The 25,458-nt window shown below is 43.6% G+C and carries 18 protein-coding genes; 15 read left to right on the forward strand and 3 right to left on the reverse strand.

Annotation, left to right across the window (positions count from 1 at the left end; genetic code table 11):
• The coding region (locus DQQ10_RS28165; RefSeq protein ID WP_221409802.1) for a hypothetical protein at window positions 1–239 on the reverse strand (239 nt) is incomplete at its 3' end.
• Window positions 240–274: 35 nt separating this feature from the next.
• Between DQQ10_RS28165 and DQQ10_RS26240 the strand changes: the two genes are divergently transcribed.
• The 5 genes from DQQ10_RS26240 to DQQ10_RS26265 all read left to right on the forward strand — a co-directional run bounded on the left by DQQ10_RS26240 (window position 275) and on the right by DQQ10_RS26265 (window position 7,131).
• Window positions 275–412, forward strand: coding sequence for a hypothetical protein (locus DQQ10_RS26240; RefSeq protein WP_317047970.1), 138 nt, complete (start codon window positions 275–277; stop codon window positions 410–412).
• Window positions 413–716: 304 nt separating this feature from the next.
• The gene (locus DQQ10_RS26245) at window positions 717–1,310 is read left to right on the forward strand and encodes a Crp/Fnr family transcriptional regulator (RefSeq protein WP_245970550.1); all 594 of its coding nucleotides are present in this window, start codon (window positions 717–719) and stop codon (window positions 1,308–1,310) included.
• A gap of 130 nt (window positions 1,311–1,440) precedes the next feature.
• Window positions 1,441–1,830, forward strand: coding sequence for a RidA family protein (locus tag DQQ10_RS26250; protein ID WP_112749928.1), 390 nt, complete (start codon window positions 1,441–1,443; stop codon window positions 1,828–1,830).
• A gap of 1,145 nt (window positions 1,831–2,975) precedes the next feature.
• Entirely contained in the window at window positions 2,976–4,412 is a 1,437-nt protein-coding gene (locus tag DQQ10_RS26260; protein ID WP_133259771.1) for an ABC transporter permease, read from the forward strand.
• Window positions 4,413–4,800: 388 nt separating this feature from the next.
• Window positions 4,801–7,131, forward strand: coding sequence for a T9SS type A sorting domain-containing protein (locus DQQ10_RS26265; RefSeq protein ID WP_165824134.1), 2,331 nt, complete (start codon window positions 4,801–4,803; stop codon window positions 7,129–7,131).
• Window positions 7,132–7,241: 110 nt separating this feature from the next.
• Here the strand turns inward: DQQ10_RS26265 and DQQ10_RS26270 are convergent, their stop codons facing one another.
• Entirely contained in the window at window positions 7,242–9,707 is a 2,466-nt protein-coding gene (locus DQQ10_RS26270; protein WP_112749932.1) for an ABC transporter permease, read from the reverse strand.
• Window positions 9,708–10,027: 320 nt separating this feature from the next.
• Here DQQ10_RS26270 and DQQ10_RS26280 point away from each other — a divergent pair, with 320 nt between their 5' ends.
• From DQQ10_RS26280 to DQQ10_RS26300, 5 genes are all read left to right on the forward strand, one after another.
• Window positions 10,028–10,390, forward strand: coding sequence for a DUF1987 domain-containing protein (locus DQQ10_RS26280; protein ID WP_112749964.1), 363 nt, complete (start codon window positions 10,028–10,030; stop codon window positions 10,388–10,390).
• A 405-nt stretch (window positions 10,391–10,795) separates the two neighbouring features.
• Window positions 10,796–11,791, forward strand: coding sequence for a DUF4421 family protein (locus DQQ10_RS26285; protein WP_165824135.1), 996 nt, complete (start codon window positions 10,796–10,798; stop codon window positions 11,789–11,791).
• Window positions 11,792–12,225: 434 nt separating this feature from the next.
• Window positions 12,226–14,289, forward strand: coding sequence for a T9SS type A sorting domain-containing protein (locus DQQ10_RS26290; protein ID WP_112749935.1), 2,064 nt, complete (start codon window positions 12,226–12,228; stop codon window positions 14,287–14,289).
• A gap of 418 nt (window positions 14,290–14,707) precedes the next feature.
• Entirely contained in the window at window positions 14,708–15,919 is a 1,212-nt protein-coding gene (locus tag DQQ10_RS26295; RefSeq protein WP_245970551.1) for an MFS transporter, read from the forward strand.
• Between the two features lie 169 nt (window positions 15,920–16,088).
• A complete protein-coding gene (locus DQQ10_RS26300; protein WP_112749936.1) occupies window positions 16,089–16,886 on the forward strand; it encodes a hypothetical protein in 798 nt (265 codons plus the stop codon).
• 75 nt (window positions 16,887–16,961) lie between these two features.
• On the opposite strand, the gene DQQ10_RS26305 is transcribed toward DQQ10_RS26300, so the two are convergent.
• On the reverse strand, window positions 16,962–17,633 hold the full coding sequence (locus DQQ10_RS26305) for a metal-dependent transcriptional regulator (RefSeq protein WP_133259772.1): 672 nt from the start codon (window positions 17,631–17,633) through the stop codon (window positions 16,962–16,964).
• Between the two features lie 84 nt (window positions 17,634–17,717).
• Between DQQ10_RS26305 and DQQ10_RS26310 the strand changes: the two genes are divergently transcribed.
• The 5 genes from DQQ10_RS26310 to DQQ10_RS26330 all read left to right on the forward strand — a co-directional run bounded on the left by DQQ10_RS26310 (window position 17,718) and on the right by DQQ10_RS26330 (window position 25,452).
• Window positions 17,718–18,914: a di-heme oxidoredictase family protein gene (locus DQQ10_RS26310; protein ID WP_112749938.1), complete on the forward strand. Its 1,197-nt coding sequence runs from the start codon at window positions 17,718–17,720 to the stop codon at window positions 18,912–18,914.
• Complete coding sequence (locus tag DQQ10_RS26315; protein ID WP_112749939.1) at window positions 18,911–19,354, forward strand: QcrA and Rieske domain-containing protein; 444 nt, start codon at window positions 18,911–18,913, stop codon at window positions 19,352–19,354. The genes DQQ10_RS26310 and DQQ10_RS26315 overlap by 4 nt, the downstream gene beginning before the upstream one ends.
• On the forward strand, window positions 19,351–20,577 hold the full coding sequence (locus DQQ10_RS26320; RefSeq protein WP_112749940.1) for a hypothetical protein: 1,227 nt from the start codon (window positions 19,351–19,353) through the stop codon (window positions 20,575–20,577). The genes DQQ10_RS26315 and DQQ10_RS26320 overlap by 4 nt, the downstream gene beginning before the upstream one ends.
• A gap of 54 nt (window positions 20,578–20,631) precedes the next feature.
• On the forward strand, window positions 20,632–20,955 hold the full coding sequence (locus DQQ10_RS28485) for a DUF6660 family protein (RefSeq protein ID WP_394342004.1): 324 nt from the start codon (window positions 20,632–20,634) through the stop codon (window positions 20,953–20,955).
• Window positions 20,956–21,108: 153 nt separating this feature from the next.
• Window positions 21,109–25,452, forward strand: coding sequence for a CusA/CzcA family heavy metal efflux RND transporter (locus DQQ10_RS26330; protein WP_112749942.1), 4,344 nt, complete (start codon window positions 21,109–21,111; stop codon window positions 25,450–25,452).
• Window positions 25,453–25,458: the final 6 nt, after the last annotated feature.

Consider the following 25,458-nt stretch of genomic DNA (forward strand, 5'->3'; position numbering starts at 1 on the left):
CCTGCTCGTTTAAGATCCCAATGATCTGTGCTTCTGTGAATCTTGTTTTTTTCATAACGCTTTTTCAGATGGTTAAAGTTAAAAACTCTAATTTTAACCTGTTCTAAAAAACCAGCCAGGTACCAATGTATACCTGAAAAATGGAATTCAGCAAAAGGCAGGCTTGTCGGAAAAACAGAAGATGTAAAATCATTTAATAAATATCTGGATTTAATTGAGCTATTGCGCGAGGCATACATTTGCAACCACGGTAACGCTAACGAATGGTGTCCCTTTGGAGACAGTCAGTAAAATGCTCGGTCACAAAAGTATCAAGACAACGCAGCACTATGCAAGGATAATTGACAAAAAAATTGGTGACGACATGATTGTGCTACGACAGAAACTTGAGACGTCATTAAGTAGAAAATGAATCTGATTACTACCAGCAATTATTGTTAGAGGAGCAGGTAAATTGCTTTTTAACTTACTCACCGTCGACTCACCACTTTCTTTGACTGCAATTCTAATGTGAACATACGTTTTTCATCCGTTGAGATTTTCTATCAATAATGAATTTTAACACGCGACCGTCATGATTGCGAATCAGTAATGAAGGAGTCAAGTTCTTCGCAAAGAGGAGGTAAGTTTACCAATGACACCCCGGTTGAGCAGAAGAAGTTGGTTTGGTTGATTCTTTGCTCTGAGTCATGCAATATGACTAATGGAACCTTAAAATGAATCTTGGATACTTTTATCTTTATCTTGTGTATCCAATACTGAGAACGCATATTGAAAACGTATTACCCCTGACTGATGCAGAATTTGAATTTATTGCGTCAAAGTTTCGACCTAAAAAATTTAGCAAGAAACAATTTCTTTTTCGACAAGGAGATGATGTTCCATATGTTTACTTCGTTGCGTCAGGGCTTATCATGCTGACATTTGATGACGAACAAGGCAAGCAGCACGTCGTGTCATTTGCGATGGAAGATTGGTGGGAGAGCGACTATTTTGCATTTTTTTCGAAAACAAAAGCGACAATGTCCCTACAATGCCTCGAAGAGACTGAAGTACTCTGCATTTCACTGGAGGACTATCAAACGCTATGTGCTGGATCTCATAAAATTGAGCATTTTTTTCTTGAGAAAGCTAATCGGGGACACATCGCCTCTCAGCAAAGGATTTTATCGTTTATAACATCAAGCGCAAAAGACAGGTACGAGAGATTGCTTAAGCGATATCCAGCACTCTTCCAGCGTGTTCCAAAAACGTTGCTGGCATCTTACCTGGGGGTTTCGCGCGAAACCCTTAGTCGTTTCAATTCTTAATTCCGGACTAGTGTGATCTTCATCACTGTTCTAAATATGTGACATATATCACAAAGCTATTAGTGGTTCATTCCTCAACTTTGCTTCATATCAAGAGCAACGATCACGTTGTCAACGAAACAAAATCAAAATGGAAAAAAGAATCATTAACCCCTGGACCTGGCAGGATGCACGAAGCTATGTGCAGGCAGTAGAAGTAAAAAATGCCACGAGTACATTATACGTGTCAGGTCAAGCTGCTGTACTAGAGGACGGCACGTCTAGTGACGCAGACATGAAAACACAAGTAGCGCAAGCTCTTGCCAATCTCGAAACTGTAATTGCAAAGGCTGGGTTCGAGTTAAATAACATCGTAAGGCTAACCGTGTATTGCACATCAACGGAAGAATTTTGGCCGCACTTCGAAGTTTTTCAATCATGGATATCAAAAAATGAGATTAAGCAGGCATTAACCTTTATTGAGGTTAAAAGCCTTTTTGAAACTCTTAAGATCGAGTTTGAGGCAACAGTTGTAAAATAAGGTTAGTCGTAGAATCGTTGGCCTGTAGTAATTTCCATTAAAACCTAGTCAAACTCCAACATGCGACTTTGGCGTTGTCGTGAGTTCTGAAAAATCGCTTTTTGAACAACGATACAAATTTAGGAACAACGGTTAAGGATATTGAAATCGTATGGAATTCACTGGTGAGTAGATTTTTGATTCTCCACTTTACTCACCAGTTTTACAATTTTCGGACTGTTTTTAGCAGAAATATTTCCGAAGTACTATTCAAAGATTTTGCGCAACTGTATTGAACTACAAAAACCGCAGTGTTTGACAATGTCGATAAATATTTTGCAGTTGCAATTTCGGCCTACATTGTTTCCAGAAATAGCTCGTGCGCTAGTCACAGCTACAAGAACGTAAATGCCGCTGAATATTCCATGCTTTGCATGACATCGGACTCGACGCTTGCTATTTCCAGCCTCATCTTGATTCCTTGATAATGGATACTCTCGGCTTAGACGATGGATCGGATCAAACGTTCTAGTCATATAATGATATTTTGGATTCGCCGTAGCAAAAAGATTGAAGTGGACAACGACTCCATAATGAAGCAGACATTGAAAGCCTCATGAGTTGACGACATTAAAGTCTAAGTTGAGATCTCAAACTCAATTCAAATTACCACCTTGCGTTACGTTCGCTCATGCTGTTCAAGGCTCGATTGGAGCTGATATCCAGTTCTAAAACGAATCAATACTAAGATATCTAAGTTCTTTTGATCGAGAATTTGATGCGGAGGGTGACATCATAGTGCCTGACATTTCCAAGATATGCGAAGACAAGAATGGCCCGAAACAAAGTTTTGCCCATCATCTATCATTCATACATGGCGATGCTTGGTCGATGGAGAATAGACCGCACGAGGTGAATGACTGCGTTCATGTCATTTACATTCATATGCAAGACGATTATCCAACTTCGAGATCAAAGCAAATTCAAGAGCGTCAGTTTGAATTTTCTTTTTGGGGCGAGTTTCGGTTGCCCAAAACGCCTTGCCTGGGAGAGGAGATTTCCCTTGAGTTTGTACAGCAGAATGTTAGATATAATCGTGGTGTTGTTACTAGGGTTCAGCATGAAATCAGACCGGAGGTGCAACGAATAATAATCTATGTGCACCCTTGAATAACTACTACTGGCAGTGGAATAAACTCAAGGAACAGCGTCTAATAGAATCTTTCCTTGTTGTGCTTATCGCTTCAATGGTGGCGCTGGCGATCGTATCGGTGGCGCTTAATGGATTCAATCATCTAGCAATGAAGCAAATCGAAATGCCGTGGCACGAACCCAGGTTCTGGATGGCCATCGCAGGATTTGTATTCATTACGGCGATGCTTGCAGGAACTTATCCTGCGTTTTATCTCTCATCATTTAATTCGGTTCAGGTGCTCAAAGGCTCACTGGGTTTTGGAAAGCTTGTATCGCTTCCAAGGAAAATACTTGTCGTCGTGCAATTTACGGTTTCAGTGACTTTGATTATTGGAACAGTGATTGTGTACAAGCAGGTGCAGTTTGCTAAGGATCGTCCTGTAGGTTATGACCGGAATGGATTGATGATGGTGCAGATGGTGTCCAGTGACTTCTACGCTAAGTATGATGTATTGAAGACTGAGTTGAAGAATACGGGTGTCGTTACGGGCGTGTCTACATCATCGAGCCCGGCTACGGACATCTGGAATTCGAATGGTGGTTTCGATTGGGAAGGGAAAGACCCGTCGCTCATTGCTGAGTTAGCAACGTTTACGGTATCCGCCGACTATGCTAGTATTGTAGGATGGGAATTTGTAAAGGGGCGTAATCTATCTGCTGATAAAGCCAGTGACTCATCAGCGTTTGTGATCAATGAATCGGCGGCGAAGATGTTCGGCTTTGATGACCCGATTGGTGAAGTGGTTAAATGGCAGTCGTGGTGGACAAAGGGCCGTAGCGATTTTACGATTGTCGGTGTAATTAAAGATCAGATTGTGAAGTCACCTTATGATCCTCCAGTGCCCGCCGTGTATTTCCTCAAGGGCGGTCCGAACTGGATCACATTCCGCATCGATCCAAAAGTGGATATCCATGAAGCGCTGCCAAAAGTACAAGCGGTGTTCGCGAAGGTGATTCCCTCTGTACCCCTCGACTACAAGTTTGTCGATCAGGAATTCGCGACAAAGTTTGCTTCGGAAGAAAGGATCGGCGTTTTGTCGTTGTTGTTTTCCGTGCTAGCGATCCTGATCAGTTGCCTTGGACTATCTGGACTCGCGTCGTTCGTGGCAGAACGTCGCGCAAAAGAAATTGGCATCCGTAAAGTGATCGGCGCATCAATTTTTAGTCTCTGGCGAATGCTCTCGCGTGATTTTGCCATACTGGTTGTAGTGGCTTGTTGCATCGCCGTTCCGATTGCGTATTATTTCCTGGACGCATGGCTCGTGAAATTTGACTATCGCACCGAGTTGTCGTGGTGGATCTTCGCGTTCTCATGCGCCGGTGCACTGGTGATCACTTTGCTTACGGTTAGTTATCAAACGATCAGGGCCGCATGGGCGAATCCGGTGAAGAGCCTTCGATTGGAATAGTTCAAGTTTCAGGTTTAAGCTTCAAGAATCCAACCGCTAGCGCTTAAAACCTAAAACTTTAGACTGAAAGAAAAGTGCGGGTTTTGGAACAATCTTCTGGTCTTGATCCTATCTTATTGCATTTACAGCGCGCTTAAAAATAGGTGTTTTTACCTGTTGATCCTGTTTATCGCTTTTTGTTACTTCAGCAAAACCCTCTAACATGTTATACTTTTCAAAACCTCCACGAGTCACATCGGTGATTTCGTCTGTATTGCTCGCAATACATCAACGTCGGAATATACGGCGCGTGCATTCCGGCCGATCTGCTACAGTCGATGGACATCAGTTAAAAACATTTTATCGTCCATTACCATCGGTGCGCTTGCGCACAAGCTCTATCCTTTGCATGGTACTTTGTCTAACGATGTTTTCTGTCGTCGCCCAAAATAAGTTTTGGGATAAACGTTTTGGAGGAACAGCTGAAGATTTGTTAAGCGCGGTAGTTGCTACTCCTGATGGCGGGTATTTGCTTGGCGGAACTTCCCGCTCTGATCAGAATGGTGACAAAAGTCAACCACAGCCACCGGGTACCTGGTGGCCATTAGATTTTTGGGTGGTGAGAATCGACGCCAGCGGCAACAAAGTATGGGATAAGAGTTTTGGCGACATTGGCCTTGACAAGTTAACCTCAATCGTCAATACGACTGATAACGGTTTTCTATTGTTTGGCAGTGGTTGGCTGGATGGGCATGATGACTACATCGTCATTAAAATAGATGCCAATGGGAACGTAATATGGAATGAACGTTATGATAATGGTTGGCATGAATCACTAACATCTGTCGTTAGTACTGCTGATAATGGATTTGTGTTAGCTGGTTTTTCTTACAGCGCGACTGAAGAAGACGATTATGTTATTTGGTTGGTTAAGATAGATGCTGACGGCGTTCTCGTGTGGGAACGCGTCGAGCAAAACTATAATATTTTAAACACTATGATTGTCACTGCTGAAGGCGGTTTTCTAACCGGTGGACGTTTTGCACTCAGTAATGATGAAGGTCCGACTGTTGATTACTGGATAAATAAAACAGAAAGTAACGGCGACCTGCTATGGGAGAAAAGTTTTGGCGGATCTGGCTCAGACGTGTTAAGTAGATTGCTAAGCACATCTGATGGAGGCTATTTACTGGGAGGGTCTTCTAATTCCGCACAGGGTGGAGATAAAAGCCAACCTTCACAAGGTGGTGATGACTACTGGATTGTGAAAGTAGATGCCAACGGAAACAAACAATGGGACAAACGATTTGGTGGTTCAGGTACTGATAATCTACAACTCCTTCTTGCGACTTTAGATGGTGGCTATCTGCTGGGCGGTTCTTCTAATTCTGGTCAGAACGGAGATAAGGGCCAACCCTCATGGGGAGGAGATGATTATTGGATTGTGAAGATAGATGGTAGCGGACAAAAGATTTGGGACAAACGTTTTGGCGGTTCAATGAACGACCTTATCGCTGCAATGATTCCGACATTTGATGCAGGTTTTGTAGTGGGAGGTTCTTCTGATTCTGGTCAAGATGGCGACAAAACCCAACCTTCTCGCGGTGGACTCGACTACTGGGTTGTCAAGGTAGATGGGAACCAGATGAACCAAGTGATCAATTTCCCTCCCGTCCCAGACAAGACCTTTGGCGATGCACCTTTCAGCTTAGCAGCGACAGCTACTTCGGGTTTACCGGTTGCTTATGCAATCGCGCCTGGCAGTGAAGCTTTTGTTTCAATCGAGGGCAATGTGGTTACGCTCCTTCAGCCAGGTACAGCCACCATTATTGCTTTGCAGCCCGGCAATACCTTCTATCATCCCGCAGTGCCCGACTCCGTTTCATTTGCGATAAGTTCACCCTATTGCTTTGCGTTCACCGTGTCGAACTTCATACAAGGAAGAACAAAACAAGGCAAAGTTGTCGAAGCCATTCGAAGTAATGCGCAGCTTGCCTTAGGCGCTCCACAAGACAACGATACCTACAACTTTGTTTCATTAGGTTTCGGTGGAAGCATTACGTTAGAACTTTCCGATCCGCTATATGATAATAATGGTTACGATCCGGATTTTATATTGGTCGAAACGAGCTTTGGCCGTGCTGATGAAAAATGTTTTGCAGGCGGTAATACATTCAATTATCCCGAGACGGTAGTCATTGAAGTATCCGATGGAACAACATGGAAAAGTTTACCCGATAGTTACTGCCGTACTTCCTTCGTTGATATCAGCTCTGTGATTACAGAAAGTTTTCAACATGTAAAATTTATTCGGATAAAAGATTTTAGTAATAAAGAATACTTTGAAAGTAATGCCGATGGGTTTGATGTTGACGGATTGATTGTTTGTCCTGAAGAGGTGCGAAAGGCTTTTGCAACGTATACGAATGGACGCGTTGCAGGTGCTAATGTATGGGATGCAGCTTTCTTTAATCGCGCGCCCAACGAAGCAGATGATAATGATGAAGCAATAAAGGTATTTCCTAACCCTGCTAGAGAGCAAATTACTGTAGAGTTTTTAAGCGAAGTAGAAACCCATGAATCCTTACAGATCATTTCAGTAATTGGTGTAATAAAAAGAAACAACCTTAATCAACTCCAAGTAGGAAAGAATGTGTTAACCGAAGACGTTGCAAATCTCACACCTGGCGTCTACCTCATAAAAGTGGGCACGCGCGCTGTTAGGTTTGTCAAGGAATAAATAAGAATCGATTCTCTATCTCGGTTATCGAATCTCAGAAAATTAAAGTCAAAAAGCTCATCGGGTGCGATGAGCTTTTTCGTTTGATACAGACACAAGTCAACTTCGATCTACTCACTCCTCAATGCCTTCACCGGATTTGCACGCGCAGCACGAATGGTTTGAATACTTACGGTGAGCAAAGCGATAATCAATACAGCACTTCCTGCGATCATGAACACGACAGGAGAGATCGTGGTGCGGTAAGGGAAATTTTCAATCCACTGATGCATCAAGAAATAAACGATGGGTATTGCTAATAGACTGGCGATGCCAATAAGTTTGATGTATTCCATCGATAGTAATGAGAAAATTCCTGTTTCACTTGAGCCTAATACTTTGCGAATACCAATCTCTTTTGTGCGTTGAATAGTTGTGTAAGCCGAAAGTCCAAGTAAGCCAAGGCATCCGATAATCAATGCCAGCACCGAGAATGTTGTGAACAGCATTCCAAAGCGCTGTTCATTTTTATACTGACTGTTGAAATAATCGTCGAGAAAGAAATACTCGAAAGGGTTGCCGGGAAATGATTTCTTCCAGGCTGCTTCCACGGTGCGGACAGCATCATCGACAGCGGTGCCATTGATGCGCATCGAATAATATTCTCCTTCTGTGACGTCGCAGTAAAATAACGCCGGGTCCATTTTACTTTTTAAAGAAACTTGGTGGTAGTCGTTAACAACACCAACAACAATTGGACTTGTCCAATCCGGAATGGTTAGGGTTTGGCCAATGGCATCCTGCGGGGTAGCAAATCCCAACAATCGTGATGCAGATTCGGTAATGACAACAGCGGTATCACGATCCTTCGGATAGGCCTCTGAGAAAACGCGGCCTGCTAATATTTTCATTTGGTAAACGTCCATGAATTCATAATCCATGCTGTTTATCCGCGTAGTAATGAGTTGATCATCCGAGGCACCATAGCGTTTCAGACTCACCTTGTATTCGCGTTGCTTGCCGGGCACAGTTCCCGACATGCTTAACGATTCTATAGCTGAATGCCCCTTCACCGTATTCCTGAATTGTTCAAAGGCACTGATGAATCCGTCTTGTCGAGGTCCGATACTTGGGCGCTCTACTACAAGTACCTGGCTCATATTCATGCCAAGATCTTTCTTCAGCATATGATCGAGTTGCCGGAATACGATCAATGTTCCTGCAATGAGCGCGACGGATGCCATGAATTGAAATACGACTAACGACTTGCGCATCATCACACCGCGAATACTGTTTTTCATTCTACCTTTAACAATAGACATCGGGTGGAATGACGAGAGTACCAGCGCGGGGTAAAAACCAGAGAGCAAAGTGCCGCTTACCCACAAGATGAGCAACAGGCTTATGAACCACGGTTGTATCAAGAAGTGAATGGTAAGTGGCAGGCCTGCGATAGTATTAAACAATGGAAGTGCAAGTCCGATGAGGGCATACGCAAGTAGTAAGCTCGCGAGGTTTACACATGCAGCTTCTGTCAAGAACTGCAATATCAGTTGACGTTTGACAGCACCCATAATTTTCCTTACGCCAACTTCACGTGCGCGCTCCATTGCCTGTGCTGTAGAAAGATTGATGTAGTTGATAAAAGCAATGGCCAGTACAAAGAGCCCGATCAACGCAGAAAATGATACGATACGTTCGTCGCTGTTAGGTTCCGCTTCGTCGGTGAGCTTGCTGGTGAGGTGTATGTCGTTGAGCGGTTGCAACTTCAGCACATTACGCTCACCACTTTGTTTGGCTTCTGGATTTGTGTTTCGTTCCAAGTCTGCCAGTTTGCTTTCAAAATCAGCGACATCGGTTCCGCGTACAAGTCTTACGTAGGTGTACATATCATTACGTCCCCAGCTGTGATCGAATCGCGCTGTGGTAGACGCAACGGTGGCGTTATTGGCCGTTCTGGCAAACAATGTTTTATAAGAGAATAAGATGTCGAATTTTAAATGTGTATTGAGCGGTGTTTCGTTTACGACACCCGTTACACGCACAAGTTCATCGTTGCCATCGTCATCGCGCATGCGCAACATCTTGCCGATGGGATTTTCTTTTCCAAAGTAACGCTCGGCACTTTGTTTTGTAAGCACTGTGGAGTGAGGTTCAGACAGTGCAGTATTAATATCACCTGCCGACAAGGTATACCCCATAAGACTCAAAAACGAAGAATCTGCGTATAGAAATTTTCGTTGCTTGAATGCAATGGGTTGTGGGGTTGCCTCTTCGTTGGTGATAATGACATTATTCTTGTAACCCAGGTTATACAGTCTGGTCACATCTTCAACTTCCGGCAGCTCCTTGATTACGTTGGCTACTTCTGGATAATTTTCTGCGCTTGAAAACACGCGCTCGTTGTTGAGGTATGTTTCAAGTGTTATGCGATAGGTCGTTGTAGCGTTTGGGTTGAATGATTCGTAACTCTTTTCGAATTGCACATAGAGCGCCACCAATAGGAATACGCTCATGCCGAGCGCGAGTCCAACAATGTTGAGCAGTGAAAAAAACGTATTCTTTCGAAGCGTTCGGATGAAGGTTTTTAAAAACATAGTGAGCGGGTTACGGGGGTGCTGTTACAAGCTGGGTGCCAATGGTAACATTCTGATGGTGATAATCTTAACAAATATAGGAAAACAGTATTCGACCGATAATGGACAAGTCCTGTTCGATGTTGACATGGTACGTGGCCTTAACCTATTTCACTTTATCCAACCAAAGAACAAATCGGCAGGTCGTCGGAACTTTGTCAGGTCTCGTAATTTCATTATCAGGTAGTTACAATCTGATAAGCGATTTGTCCATTGCTGATAAACATTCAGCGATGTTACTTTGCAAGGTCATTCGAATATATCGTTCGAGTAAAAAAGCTATGAATATTCTACTTCTCGAAGCCACGCAAGATACCCCAGAAGTCATGCTGAATAAGCGTGATGGAATCTTTGAAATCTCAGGTCGATCAATCCTTGAGGATGCAAATGCATTTTACAGTTCTGTTATGGAGTGGCTTAACGAGTACGCTAAACAACCTAATCCGTCGACGCTCTTTACGTTCAAGCTGAACTACTTCAATTCAGCAACCTCTAAGATAATCTACAACATCCTTGATTTGTTGAAAGACATCCCAGGCGCGCAAGTAGAATGGTGCTACCATGAAGGTGATGACGACATTCTTGATGCCGGAAAGGAATTCGAAGAAGAATTGGAGATGACCTTTCAATACAGGGAAGTGTAAATGATTTTTATCTTTTTTTGCCATTTCAAGATTCGAATTGAAAGGTGCGAGAGCATGCACGAACGAAGTAAAACACTCCCCTTTTTCTGGTGAGATCCAATGATCTGTGCGGTCGACATAAAATCAACATGTTTTGTCCGGATGAGTCTTCTTTCCAGAGCTTTGACATTTCTTTTCATGACCAACGCTTTTTAGAAAGCAGCCCTATTAAACGGTTGCGAAGTGTAATGATCAGGCACATTAATTTAACGAGCAGGCATAGGTTTCAGATCTATGTTCCACAGATTACGACTTTTGATTCTATGTTGCTGTATTAGCGGCTCATTTGCGTACGCTCAAAAAGACTCTACCCGATCCGAGCCTGAACACGTCTTGCTACATCCCGATAAGTTTTACAAGAAGTACATGCCGAATCTGAGGATTAAAGCGAACCCACCGGACTCCGCGTATGTAAAGGTGTATCCCAATTATCTGTCAGTGGGCATGCATATTTTCTCGCCAGTCATTCATGTCAATATTAGTCCTGCGAAATACACTGATGCGCCAGTTAGTCCATCGTCGAAATTTCGTACGAGTATTTCCAATGTCGTTGGATTTTCTGCTAGTTATCGGTACGTGGCGGCTGGTTTTGCATTTCTCACGAATTCGGGTATGCACCTGCGCGATGGCTATACCCCGAGTCGGTATCGTACAGCAACGATCAAGTATAGTGGTCGCGCTTTCAATTTTCAATTCAAGTATATCCGCATACGCGGCTTTACCGATGTTCAGCAACACATGACCATCAATGGTGACTATATTCTTCGACCTGATCTGGTGACAAAAGAGTTTCAATTTGAAGGGCTTTGGAATTTTAACTGGCGACGCTATTCCTACGTTGCGCCGATAAACTTTTCGCAGCGGCAAGTGAAAAGTCATGGGTCGTTTTTATTAAAGACTGGCGTCTACTATCAACAACTGTTTGGTGATACCGCGATATTGCGGCCACAGCAACAATTGTATTACGAAAAATTCGGAAATGCCCGTGCCTTACGAATGACGTCGATTCGATTAGCGCCAGGGATAGGAGCAAACCTTGTCTTCTTGCGGAAAGTCTATCTCTCGACAGTTACATTTACTTCATTCGATTTGTGCTTTTATAAATCCTTGGAATCACTTGACGCGCGTGTGAAGTCGCGACCCGATGTTGTATTTTATTTAGATCACAAATTTGGCATCGGCTATCATTCGACAAGATTTTATGCAGGACTTCGCTATGATGTTGAAGCACGATCCGGAGTTTTAGATGATACTGATATTAGTCAGATCTACCAGTATGTTGGTGTTGAGCTTGGCTATCGCTTTAATGCGCCAATACCGCTGAAGAAGTTTTATAAGAAGACGATGCCGCCGGGGATGTAGGAGAGGAAGAGAGAGTGAGCGTGAGTTCGAGTATTGAGGTCCTTGTCCGAATAGGTAGTGTTTCTCGCCTTCACACTGACTCTCAACCTCAAACTTTGCATTTCAATTCCGAAGTAAAGGAAGAGTGTGAGTATGCAGATTTTGGCAGTTCTCAGAGTGGTAGTCTATTGTTATCTCTTATTCTCGCTTTCGTAATAATTTCATAATCAGATATCCGCTGTAATCGTCAAGACAACTGCATTACTTTGTTATAAGTAAAAGCGTTGTGATCATTCCGTTGTAAGCGCAATATGCATGGTGTCGTTAAGCAATCATTAACGGCTTGATTCAAATTCATTGAACTAGGCACAAAAAATATCCATTTCGATTGTGGCTAAGTTCAATGTGTCGCATACCTAATAGCATTGATATTCATTAAAATAGAAATGTATAATATGAGAAAACAATTACTTGGAAAACTTTTTACATTGTTAGTAGCGCTATGCGTATTGCCCGACAAAGTTTTTTCACAATCTGAGAACTATGTTGATTGGCAAATCAATACTTCAGACTTAAGCGGTGGCAAGGTGGTAATGAATGTCGGTCAAACAAGGACGATAACATACACAGTTACTGCAGGAAGAAATCTTAATCCTACTGGTGGCCCGGGCGAATTCCTACCTGTTAATTTTCAATTTCAATTATTTAGGATGCCCAGCGGTTTCTCGACCTGCGGCTGTACACCGATCTCAAACATCGAGACGATAACGAGCGCGGATTTCGCTGCTAATGAGAACATGGTTACAAAGCAGTACACGGTGTCGGTAACGGCTGGCGCTGGGACCTCGACAAGCGGCTCAACACTACGGTCGAATGATAAGATCATCTTAACCGTTGCGGGACCATGGGCGCCAAACAAATCATTTACGGTGACCGTAAATACGCCGCCATTGGATAATAATTCGATTTCTAACTCGGGGGCTACTTCCTTTCCAGATACAGGTAACCCGGCGGTATTAAATGGATCGACGCCAACTGGTGGAAACGGAACCTTTACCTACCAATGGCAATCGAGTTTAGGTACACCTAATACCTTTTTAAATATCGCTGGCGCAACCGGAAAAAATTACGATCCGCCAGCGATTCAGTTTACAACATATTATCGACGTGTCGTTACCTCTAGTGCATTAACATCAACGAGTAACACCATTGCGGTTTCCATCGTTAGGACAGGCTCCACGATGAATAATCCGATCAACATTGGCGATTTTAGTATTTGTAGTACTTACTACAATGAAGCACGCAATTTTCCTGAATACGGGTATGGTAACGAGTATGGAAATAGTACCGACGACGTTTTTTATCGATTCAATCTTACGGAACCTGCACATATCTCACTCGCCAATTGCAAGACCGATGGTGTGACTGGCTTGATTGATCTGCTCGACGCTTCCGGTAACTTGGTAGCAGGTGGTACGCTCTTGAATACATGCGATGTTGGTTATGAACAGGTTTTTAATGTTCAGCCGGGAGTCTATTATATTGTGAGCGAGAGTAACGGACCGAACTCAACAAATTATTTACCGGTATACCTACAAGCATATCCGATTTTTACGACATCGGCTTCAAATGTGACGATCGTTTCCGGTACGTCAACTACGTTGCAAGCATTTGGTAGTGGTGTTACCTATACATGGTCGCCTTCAACTGGACTAAGTTCAACAACCGGAGCAAGTGTTATCGCGTCACCTGCTTTTACGACAACCTACAATGTTAAAGCAACAACGGCAGAGGGATGTTATCTTTTCAAGATGATCACAGTTAACGTGACAGGGTCGCCAGGAAGTACTTTTAACAGTCCTCGTGTTGTTACGCTTAATGGATGTTCGCCATATTATTCAGGGCCAATTAATCCTGCTGGATATGGCAACGAATATGGTGGCCCTTCAGAAGATCTTTATTTTAAATTCACACTAGCTTCTTCGTCTCAAGTTTCTATTTGGACAGATCTCGCACAAAATAATATGCGTTTGGTGTTATTGAATAGTGCGGGTGCATTTATGGAAGAACAGCTGTACTCATGGGAAGAAGACTATGAGCATGACTCTGGTTATCATCTTGTACTCGTAGACGGAACGCCAATGAAACCGACGTTGCCCGCAGGTACTTACTATGTCGTTGCAGAAGGTAATAATGGCAGCACACCATTTTCGGTGAGCATCCAAAAGACAACGGCGTGTCGTGAGGCGACAGACATCTCTCATGAGAAATTGAATGAGGAAGTACCTGTTAAAAGTTATCCCAATCCTGCGAAAGAAGAAATAACAGTTTTTTTCAATCAAGATGGCCCTGCTGACATCCATTTCGTAAGTGTCAGCGGAGTAGAAATTAAGCGCGTATCAACATCGTCGGGCAATTCGGCAACGATTAATATTCATGATGTTCCGCAGGGGTTATACTTACTGAGAATTCATCAAGGTAATACCCTTCGAACTGAGAAATTGTTGATAGAGAAGTAGAAGAATTTGATTCAGAAAAAAGGCTGGCATGATTGTCAGTCTTTTTTCTGTTATAGCTACGCTATCTATCCCTCAAACTTTGCATTTAAATTCCGAAGTGCAGGAGGAAGAGTGTGAGTTTGAGTATTAAGGTCTTTCTTTGAGTAGGGCAGTTCTTTCCCTCACGCTCACCCTCAAACTTAAACTTTGCATTTCAATTCCGAAGTGAAGAAGGAAGAGTTTGCGCGTGAGTTTGAATATGAGGTCATTCTTCTGAATAAGGTAGTTCTCTCACACTAACCCTCAAACTTTGTATTTGAGATTCCGAAGTTAGAAGCAGGGCCGTTTGCATATCGATATTTTTCTAATCTTCTTCGTACGCCCTTCAATAATTCATGACTATCTTCCGCGGAATTTTTAATTTCATAGGAAGTCATTCATGGAGAAGCAAATCCAGCGTCCGCAAGCAATACTGAAAATGCACTCGTTCGAGTTTATCTCGTTGTCGGCGTGCACAATGATGTTGACCGCACTAGGGATCGATGTCATGCTTCCTGCTTTTGGGGAAGTGAGACGTCACTTTGGACTTGCCCCAGATTCAACAGCCGCGGCGCAGATCATTTCATTTTTCTTTATGGGGCAGATTGCGCAGATACTATTCGGTGCACTATCGGATAGCTGGGGCCGCCTTGCTACATTGCGCCTAGGCTTCCCGTTGTATATCGTCGGCGGAATCGCAGCTGCATTTGCGCCGACATTAACTGTAATGTTTATTGCTCGTTTTATCAGCGGCGTAGGGGCGTCTGCTGTTTTTATGACGACCATTGCTGGCGTCCGCGATCGTTATGTAGGCGATGAAATGGCGCGTATCATGTCATTGATCTTCACCATATTTTTGTTCACGCCTGTAGCAGCGCCATTTTTAGGAGTTGCTATCCTGAGTGTTTCAACATGGCAGGTTGTGTTTCTAGCACCACCGATCTTTGCCGTAATCGTTTTCTTTTGGTCACTTCGATTGGAGGAATCACTACCGCCTGAAAAACGCGTACCCTTACGTTGGACGAGTATCAAACAATCGGTACTCCATGTACTCGCGAATAGAACATTTTTGCGATACACGCTGGTGGCCACATTACTATTCACGGTGTTGAGCGCCTACATTTCGAGCTCTGAACATATCGTCGGCGAAATATATGCAAGACCTCATTTGTTCCCATGGATATTCGGCGGGATGGGATTGTTGATGTCGTTCTGTTCATTTACCAATTCGTATCTATCGTCGAAGTTTGGCGCGCGTAGAACCGTGCAAACATTGTTGATCATCTATACTGTTATTGCTGCAGGATTGTTGGTCGTAGTATTCGTCACGCAAGATCCGCCAGACATGGTTGTGTTTTTTGTGGTCATTTCAGTATTGATGTCTTTGAATTTGGCAATCGAGCCAAACAGTAGTTCACTTGCATTGGAGCCGATGGGCGATACAGCAGGCATGGCTTCTGCAGTGTACGGAACGTTCTTCTTTTCCGTCGGTGCTTCGCTCGGGGCACTCATCAGTTATTTTTTAACGCATGGCATTTTTGCGCTGGCACTTAGCTTCTTTGTAGCTGGCGTGATCGCGGTAGCATTGGTAACGCGTAATAAACGAAAATGATTGCACCATAAGCGTTCAATTACGGACGCGCAATTGCAGGATTGAACTCACGTTTGAGAAAAGTATGCGATTGCGCTGCTTTAGCTGACTGGCCCATTCTTTGTAACTATTCCAATATGCTAGTAATGTGAAATCGGTTGTGTAATTGTTCGGTATATCATGTTCCGTTATGAGAAAAATTAAGATTGTCCTTTCGGTGCTCTGGGGATGCCTTGCAGTGTACTTGGGTGCCCGGATTTACAGAAGTTTGTTCGTTACAGATGACTTGCATGAATTACGATCCGATCATTTCGTAGTCACCTATCACGGCATTTACACGAATGAAGCCAGTGAGTTGTTGAATCATCTTGAACACCACTATGACAGGATAAGGAAAAAATTGAATGACCCTGCACATGAAATCATCCATGTTTTTATTCATCCAACTCAATCAGATTTTTCCACAGCCACTGGTTTAAGACATTCGTCCGTGACGGGCACCAGCAGGGGGCCAAATGCGTTTCACGTCCTGTGGACAACCTGGTTTAATAGCGTTTTGCCAGATGACCCGCTGAAAACAGCGGTACATGAATTTACGCATTGTGTGCAGTTGAATATCCTTATTCAGCAGGAACAAAAGCAATCGACGTTGCAGGCACTGGCAGATTTTGATAAAGTATTCGAAGAAAAGTTCAGCAAAGAATATCCGCAGTGGTTCTGGGAGTCGATATGTGACTACGAGGCAGGCATTGTAAATTGCATTAGTGTCAAATACGGAATGAGGGGCAACCCCACGTTAAAGTCTTTAAAAGACGGCAACCAAATTTATAACGTGGGCTATACGCTGATTGAGTATATCGTTGACCGATGGGGAGCGGATAAATTGCCGCTCATGATAACATCATATGCAGACATCGAAAAAGTGTTACAGGTGAGCGAGTCCGAGTTTGAAAGCGGATGGATTGAATTTGTGAATGAGCGGTATTAGCAACTCTCTAAAAAAGGTTGCGTGTTCGAACCGGACTTATGCGACGATGGGAGAGGAGTATTGAAGACAGCGGCATCAGCTTTCCACCCAAATACGTTCCGCGACCTGGTGGGTAAGCATCGTTTCCTTTTTCGCTTTCGTGATAATAAGTACTGAGCCATCAAAGGATTCTCTTTTCTTTAGGGTGATGAGATCTCCAATTTGTATTCCCTTCGCGTTGAGATGGTCAAGGAAAGATTTTTCATCGTTGCTTACTGCGCTGATTTTTCCAGATGTCCCTTCTTTCATTTGACTAACGGCCAGACGATTCTTTGAATGTATTTTTCCATTGACATCTGGAATAGGTTCGCCGTGCGGATCTACTTTCGGTTTCCCCAACATTTCATCGATGCGGTTATAAAAACGTTCTGACTCAACGTGTTCAAGTTGTTCGGCGATGTCATGCACTTCTTCCCAGCCCAATCCCATTACCTTCACAAGGAATAGCTCTGCTAGCCTATGTTTCCGAATGATGGACAAAGCTTCCTTTTTTCCTTTCTCTGTCATCTTGATACCCTGGTAGGGCGCATAGCTGACCACCTTTTTTGCGGCCAATTTTTTGATCATACTGTTGACTGTTGGAAGCTTGACATTAAGCTTTTTTGCCAACTCTGAAACAGTCACTTCACCGGCTTCAAGCGATAGACTATAAATGGATTTAATATAGTTTTCTTCCGTTAACGACCCCATCCCTTCAAAATTTGTCAAAATTTAGCTATTGGTATTAAAAAGTTCAAATTTTAAAGTTAGATGAGTCTAACATTTAAATTATATTGATCGTATATTTGTGACATGAAACGACACGCCTTTTTATTTTCGTTTGGCATGGTGTTCATTGTATTCCAAGCATGTGAACACTTCGAGCCCGTAGCGCCAGCTGAAAACGCTTTGCTTGATGGCCCAGTTGAAGGGCTTTCTCCTGCAGAAAATATCCGATTTCTGAAAGGCGACGTTGCTTTTAATGACGACGTGTTCACGGCATCCAATGGACTTGGTCCATTATTCGTAGCAACAACGTGTGGTACATGTCATCCAGGCGATGGCAAAGGACATCCATTTACGACCCTTACGAGATTTGGTCAATATGATGGCACAGGCAATCAATATGCTCATTTGGGTGGTCCACAATTGCAACATCGTGCGTTGCCTGGATTTGCGCCGGAAGTGCTTCCCGATAACGTAGGCTTTTCTAAACTAACACCACCTGCTAATACAGGATTAGGTTTTCTCGATGCCGTGCGTGATGCAGACATCATGGCATGGGCAGATCCGAATGACAACGATGGTGATGGCATCAGTGGCGTTCCGAACTGGATTGTGATGAAAGAATACATTACAGCACGCGATGGAACTATTGAACACGAAGGGAAATATATTGGTCGCTTCGGAAAGAAGGCTGCTGCATATGATCTTCATCAGCAAACCGCGCAAGCCTACAATGAAGATATCGGCATCACCTCTACATACGAGCCCATGGACACACATTCCGGATTGTTGATCGATCCCGAGATTACAGATCAAACGATTCATGATGTGGTGTTTTATTTAAAGACATTGAAAGCGCCCATTCCGCGCGCAGCGCATCGTGACGAGATCATTTCTGGAAAGGCAGTATTTGAGCAAATCGGTTGCGCGAAGTGTCATCGTTCTGAAATGAAAACAGGCGATTCTCCCATTGCAGCAATTGCAAACAAAACATTTCATCCTTATACCGATTTACTACTTCACGATATGGGAGCCGATCTTGACGATGGTTACACGGAAGGTTCGGCGACAACATCAGAATGGCGCACACCTGCACTCTGGGGTTTGGGCTTGTCGAAGTTTTCACAAGGCGGCGATTATTTTCTCCTGCATGATGGCCGTGCAAAAAGTATTGACGAGGCAATCTTATGGCATGGCGGAGAGGCTGCAAATGCACGCGCGCAGTACAAGTCGCTAACATCGACAGAGAAGAACAAACTCATTCAATTTCTTGAAAGCCTATGAACCGCCGACAATTTACCAAAACATGTTTGTCATGTATTTCATGGGCAACATTGGCGCCACTTGCCGCGGGGTGCAGTGCAACGCATTACACCTCTGGAACAATTGAGACGAATGGAATTTCAATCATGAAAACAGAATTTGATTACATGAATAATAATGATGAGGTTAAGACACGCTCTTACGTACTTGTTCGCAATGAGGCTATTGAATTTCCGATCTACGTGTATCGGTTCTCCGATCAGGAATACAGCGCGGTATTGATGAAGTGTACACATCAAGGGAATGAACTTTCCGCGGCCGGTGACCACCTTACGTGTTCTGCTCATGGGAGTGAATTTACCGCTAGGGGTACCGTGGCACAAGGACCCGCCGAGCGAAACTTGAGATCTTTTAATGTGCACGTACTCGCGGACAAAATATTTATTGATTTAAGCGCATGAAGAAAATGTACATGATATCGATCATGGTGCTACTATCGTTTACGACGATAGCACAAATCGATGCAACGCTCTTGAAGCGGGTTACCCAAGATACGGTCGCCATGAAACTTAACATGGACGCAGTTTACAATCGTCCTTTTTTGACGATGGCGAAGATACCTGTCGCATTGGGTGGATATGTAGAAGCGAATTGGCAACATCTTGGTACCGACGGAATATCGGAAGGCCATCAGTTTCAAATGCGTCGCCTTACCTTATTTGTGGCGTCCAGTATTTATAAGCGAATTAAATTCTTGTCGGAGATAGAATTTGAAGATGGCACAAAAGAGATTAACATCGAATTCGCCTCTGTCGACATTGAGTTCCATCCGTTGTTTAATCTGCGCGGTGGTATTGTGATGAATCCCATCGGTTCATTCAATCAAAATCATGATGGTCCGAAGTGGGAGTTTATCGATCGTCCTATTTCAGCAACGCAGATGCTACCGGCAACATGGAGTAATGTAGGCTTTGGTGTATTTGGAAAACTTTACCGAAAAGAGTGGGTATACGCTTACGAAATGTATTTGACCAATGGGTTCGACGATCAAATCGTTTCGAACGAAGAAAATAAAACGTTCCTCCCTGCATCGAAGAAAAATCCTGATCGATTTGAAGAGAGTTTCAATGGCGTACCACTCGTTACTGCAAAAGTAGCGTTGGGTAAACGACAAGTTGGAGAAGTAGGCGTGTCGTATATGGGTGGCGTGTATAATAAATTTCAAGACGATGGACTCGTGATCGATAAGAAACGCCGCGTGCATGTGTTCGCATTAGATTTCAGTACAACATTGCCATTTCTTTCCACGTGGTTGAACGCGGAAGCGGCGTGGGTTAAGGTTGATGTTCCGAATACTTACAGTCAGCATTATGGACGAAATCAAATGGGCGCATTTGTTGATCTTGTGCAACCTGTTTTTAAAGGTACTGTTTTTGGTTTTGAACGTTCTGTTCTAAATGTTGCATTGCGTACAGAATATGTCGATTGGAACAAGAGCAGGTTCGAAGAAACTGGTACACACATTCGGGAGGATGTGCTCGCCGTTGTTCCTGGGTTGAGTTGGAGGCCAACAGCGCAGACTGTAATTCGATTGAACTATCGATATCAATGGCAAACGGATCTGTTTGGCAATCCGGCATCGAAGACAGCTGGCTTTCAGATAGGCTTTTCGTCGTATTTTTAAAGAAATATTTCTTTTGCAACGCTATTGCACGGGTTTATCTCTTAATTTCAGGCTGTGAAAAGATTCGCAAGCATATTCTTTGCGCTTTACATTGCTTTCGCTGCATGCTTCCCATGCAGTGATGGAGATGCGTGCGCGGATGACATGCGCGAAGATTCTTCGATCACAATTGTCTCCCCGCAAGAACACGCAGCTGAGGAAGTTGATCTCTGTTCTCCTTTTTGCATTTGCAGTTGCTGCAGCGCGAGCATTCAACAACCAAAATATTTTGTATTTGAATTTCATCGTTCAATCACAAGCGATCTATTTTTCTTTGTAAAGCCGCAGGCTACACAATCCGTGGCCTATTCCGTGTGGCAACCGCCCAAACTTTCTTAGTTCATGATTTTGCTCCTCGCGACTAATATCGCCGGGACTTTTAATTCTTAAAGAAGATCATCGTGTGTCGCGTTGTAGGCTTGATGTATTACGTCTAGTCTCGGATGTGATGTAGCGGATCTTCAAATCAATCTTAGCATTGTATTCACGATTATGTTAGACAAAGTCATTTACTTTTCAATAAAAAATAAACTTGCTATCGGCATCCTTACGCTGCTACTCGTGGTGTGGGGAAGTTATTCGCTGGTACAACTTCCGATCGATGCAGTACCTGACATCACCAACAATCAGGTTCAGATTATCACGTCGGCGCCATCACAATCGGCGTTAGATATTGAACGTCTTGTAACGTTCCCCATTGAGCAAACCATGGCAACGATTCCTGAGATCGAAGAGATGAGAAGTTTTTCGCGTTTCGGACTTTCCGTAGTAACGATTGTTTTTAAAGAGCACGTCGATGTGTATTGGGCACGCCAACAAGTTAACGAACGATTAGCCATCGCGTTGACACAAATTCCGAAGGGAATCGGAACACCGGAGATGGCGCCTGTTACAACCGGACTTGGCGAGATCTATCAATACATTGTTCGCCCTGAGAAAGGATTTGAGCAGAAGTACAACGCCATGCAACTGCGGTCTTTTCAAGATTGGATTGTTCGGCGACAATTGCTCGGCATACCAGGTGTGGCGGATGTTGCTAGTTTCGGTGGCTACTTGAAACAGTATGAGGTAGCGTTAAATCCTGATCGGTTACGAAGCTACAACTTGTCGATTAAAGATGTGTTTACTGCCTTGGAGAAGAATAATCAAAATACTGGCGGAGCGTACATCGATAAAAAGCCAGCGGCGTGGTTTATACGTAGCGAAGGACTTATCAAATCTATTGATGACATCGCCAATATTGTAGTGACCAATACTACCGACGGTGTTCCGATCTTAATTCGAAATATCGGCGATGTAAAATTAGGAAGCGCTACACGTTACGGCGCGATGACCTATAACGCAGAAGGTGATGTTGTGGGCGCTGTAGTGATGATGTTGAAAGGAGAAAATTCCAACGCTGTGGTTATGCGCGTTAAAGAACGTGTCGAGCAAATCAAGAAGACGCTACCCGAAGGCGTAACGATCGATGCTTTTCTAGACAGGAGTGAACTTGTAGACCGTGCGATTGGTACGGTCGAAAAAAATCTCATTGAAGGCGCATTAATTGTTATCCTGGTATTGGTCTTGTTTCTCGGAAATCTTCGCGCAGGACTTATCGTTGCTTCCGTCATTCCTTTAGCCATGCTGTTTGCTGTTTCGATGATGCATCTCTTCGGTGTTTCAGGAAACCTGATGAGCCTTGGTGCCATTGACTTTGGTTTGATCGTCGATGGCGCAGTCATTATTGTAGAAGCAACGATGCACCACTTGGGATTAAGAACGATCACATCGCGCCTTAGACAAGATGAGATGGATCAAGAGGTGTACACATCTGCGTCGAAGATCAGAACATCTGCGGCATTTGGAGAGCTTATCATCTTAATCGTTTACTTGCCAATACTCGCCCTTGTAGGTGTTGAAGGGAAAATGTTTAAGCCCATGGCCCAAGCGGTTAGCTTTGCGATACTCGGTGCATTTATTCTATCACTGACCTATGTCCCCATGATGTCGGCGCTCTTCTTAAGTAAGCAGACTGAGCGCAAACGAAATCTTTCTGATAAGATGATGGATTTTTTCAACAGACTGTATACACCGATGATAAAGCGCGCACTTCGCGCAAAGTTGTTGGTGATCATTTCTTCGATCTTACTTTTGATCGCGAGTTTGTTTGCATTTCTGCGCATGGGTGGTGAGTTCTTACCTACACTGGAGGAAGGTGACTTCGCGGTTGAAACCCGAGTATTGACTGGAAGTAGTTTATCTTATACCGTTGAGGCATCGTCAAAAGCAGCAGCGGTGTTACTACGTGAGTTTCCAGATGAAATTGAAGAAATTGTCGGTAAGATAGGCTCATCAGAAATTCCGACAGATCCCATGCCGATAGAAGCGTGTGATCTGATCATTAACCTCACACCAAAAAATAAATGGACGAAAGCCCGGGATCGTGAGGCACTTGCTGAGAAAATGACAGAAGCGCTAGAAGTCATTCCAGGTGTGACGTTTGGGTTTCAACAGCCAATTCAAATGAGGTTTAATGAGCTGATGTCTGGTATTCGTCAAGATGTTGCCGTGAAGATTTTTGGTGAAGATCTTAATGTACTCACCGATCTGTCGCAACGTGTTGCTAAGGTAGTGAGAAAGGTTTCAGGTACGCGCGACCTGTACGTAGAAGAAGTTACGGGACTCCCACAAATTGTTGTTGATATCAATCGCGAAGAAGTTGCAAAGTACGGATTAAATATTGAAGATATTAATCAAGTGATCAACGCATCCTTCGCAGGGCAATCAGCGGGGTTGGTTTTTGAGAATGATCAACGCTATGATTTGGTGGTACGGCTTACCGATGAAAATCGAAAGTCAATCGATGATGTGCGTAACATTTTTGTAATGACGCCGAAAGGTGAACAAGTTCCGCTGAAGCAGCTTGCTGATATTGAGTTTAAAATTGGCCCGAATCAAATCCAGCGCGAAGATGCAAAACGCCGGATTATCGTTGGCTTTAATGTTCGTGGGAGAGACGTAGCAAGCGTTGTGCGTGATATTGAAGAGATGATCGAGAAAGAAGTAGATTTTCCTCCTGGATATTATCCTGTGTTCGGTGGACAGTTTGAAAACCTGGAGGCAGCACAAGCGAGATTATCGTTTGCTGTGCCGATGGCGTTGGCGCTCATTCTTGTGTTATTGTTTTTTACTTTTCAATCTATGAAACAAGCATTGTTGATTTTTACAGCGATACCGATGGCTGCTATCGGCGGCGTTTTCGCATTGATCGTTCGCGGAATGCCATTTAGTATTTCTGCAGGCGTAGGGTTCGTAGCCTTATTTGGAGTTGCTGTGTTGAATGGCATCGTGTTGATCGCCCAATTTAATCGTCTTAAAGAAGAAGGAATTACAGATATGGATGATATCATTTTGAAAGGAACACATGCGCGTTTGAGACCTGTGTTGATGACCGCCGCAGTGGCATCGTTAGGATTTTTGCCGATGGCCATTGCAACAAGTGCTGGAGCGGAAGTGCAAAAGCCATTAGCGACAGTTGTGATCGGTGGATTAATTAGTGCAACAATTTTGACACTCTTTGTTTTGCCCTGCCTGTATGTTTATGTTGAACGTATTAAGGTTTTGGTTCCGAATAAAACCCTGGTCATTTTGTTTGTGTTTGGATCGTTCGCGTGTAGCTATGGTCAGACGGTGTCCGTAGGTGAAGCTGTTGCTACCGCATTAAAAAACAACCCGCGTATAAAAGCGGAAACAAATCGAGTAGAAGCGCAGCAACAACTGAGGAAGTCCAGCGTGGATCTTCCCAAAACAGAAGTTATCTACATGCGTGGCCAATACAATAGCTATGCAAAAGATGATAACAACTTTTCTGTAACGCAGTCGATACCCTTTACCGTATTCGGTGGACAGCGATCATTGAATCGTGCGAATGAAAAGTCTGCTCGGTTGCAAAAAAAGAATACGGAGAACGAGCTTGTGTATCAGGTGAAACAAGTTTACTATGAACTGTATTATTTGAAGTCCCGACGTAAGTTGTTAATTCAACAGGATAGTTTGTTTGAAGGATTTTACAAGTCGGCCTCGTTGCGATTCAAAACGGGTGAAACAAATATTTTAGAGCAAACTACTGCCGATGCCCAACGAAGTGAATCGAAGAATGCGATTTTTCAGATCGATGCCGACATCCATGTTATGCGGGAGCACTTGAAAGCAATGATGAATACGCAAGAACTGCCCGATATCAATGTAGATACTTTTGATGTTATCAATCGAGCAACTTCTGTTGATTCGTTAAATGAGGATGCAAATTCGATGCTTGCCCTGTCAAGACAAGACGTCGTGATTGCAATAGCGGAAAAAAAATTAGCGTCAGCCAAGTTTGCGCCGGATTTGCTTGCTGGTTTTTTTAGCCAAACGCTGATCGGTAGTGTCCATCCAACATCAGGCGAGCTTGCAACAAGAAGTGATCGCTTCACTGGGTTTCAGATCGGTGTTGCAATTCCGTTGTGGTTTGTTCCACATCAAGCACGCTTAAAGGCGGCAAAGTATTCCACGGTAGCTGCACAGCATGATTATGAATACAAACGACTCGAAGTGAATGCCATATTTCAGCAAACACTTCGAGAGTATGAAAAACATAAGACGTCGCTCGCGTACTATCAATCCGCCGGATTGCCGAATGCACAACAAATAATTACGCAATCGAAAGTCGCGTTCAGCCAAGGTGAAGTGAGCTACGCCGAGTATCTCTTCGGTGTCCGAAGCGCGGTGACAATTCAGGAACAATACCTGAAAACTTTGAACGATATGAATCAAACAATAATCTATCTGGAATTCCTTTCTGGAAATAAATAATCGGTT

This window comes from Pseudochryseolinea flava, assembly GCF_003286915.1.
GTDB classification, from domain to species: Bacteria; Bacteroidota; Bacteroidia; order Cytophagales; family Cyclobacteriaceae; genus Ohtaekwangia; species Ohtaekwangia flava.